The following is a 1030-nucleotide window of genomic DNA, read 5'->3' on the forward strand; positions in this document are numbered from 1 at the left end:
CCGGCGCAGTGAGCCGGCAGCGGTGAGCGGCGCATTGCCACGGCTGTGGTTGCTGGTCTGCCTGCTTGCTCTGGGTTGGGCAGGTGCGGTCGGTGCGCAGCAGCTGGCGCCGATTCCGCCGTTGGATTCGCCGGTGGTCGATACCACCGGCACATTGAATGCCGCCCAGAAGCAGGCGCTGGAACAGCAGGCGTTGGCCCTGCAGCAGCGCAAGGGTAGCCAGCTGCAGGTGTTGATCGTCCCCAGCACCGAGCCGGAAGAAATTTCCCAGTACGCCACGCGGGTCATCGAACAGTGGGCCATCGGCCGCAAGGGCGTGGACGATGGCGTGCTGCTGGTGGTGGCCAAGAACGACCGGCGGGTGCGGATCGAGCCGGGCTATGGACTGGAAGGTGCCATTCCCGACGCCATCGCCAATCGGGTGATCCAGGAATACCTGGTGCCGCATTTCCGCCAGGACGACTATGCCGGCGGTATCACTGCCGCGACCGCGGTACTGGTCAAACTGATCGACGGAGAAGAGCTGCCGCCGCCGGTGAGCAGCAACCGCGAGCCAGGCGGTGGGGGAGAGTCCCCGTTCCTGTTCGCGATCGTCATCGGTGTGGTGGCCTCGACCTTCATGCGCGTGCTGCTGGCACGATTGCCGCGCGCGGTACGTGGCTTGGTGGCGGGGGTGGTTGCTGGCGGTGCCGGCCTGCTGTTGCTGTCGATGGTGGGCGGCGGCATCGCGGCGCTGGTGGCGTTCCTGCTCTCGTTCGGCAATGCCTCCCGCGGCGGCTTCGCGCGAGGGGGTGGTTGGGGCGGGGGCGGATTTGGTGGCGGTGGAGGCTTCGGCGGCGGTGGCTTCGGAGGAGGCGGCGGCTGGGGCGGTGGCGGTGGTCGTTCGGGAGGCGGTGGCGCCTCGGGGAGTTGGTGATGCGTTGCTGGCGGCATCTGTTTGCACCTTCGGCGCAGGCGGCGTTTCCCGAGCCGAGCCTGGATCGCATCGACCACGCCATTGCCGATGGAGAACGGCTGCACGATGGGCAGG

Annotated in this window: 1 protein-coding gene; it reads left to right on the forward strand. The window is 68.3% G+C overall.

Features of this window, described 5'->3' with window-relative positions; translation table 11 throughout:
• The first annotated feature begins 43 nt into the window (after positions 1 to 43).
• Complete coding sequence (locus ABB26_RS18385) at positions 44 to 916, forward strand: TPM domain-containing protein (RefSeq protein ID WP_057636145.1); 873 nt, start codon at positions 44 to 46, stop codon at positions 914 to 916.
• The last annotated feature ends 114 nt before the right edge of the window (positions 917 to 1030 follow it).

Origin of the sequence: Stenotrophomonas humi (assembly GCF_001431415.1) — a bacterium.
GTDB lineage: Bacteria > Pseudomonadota > Gammaproteobacteria > Xanthomonadales > Xanthomonadaceae > Stenotrophomonas > Stenotrophomonas humi.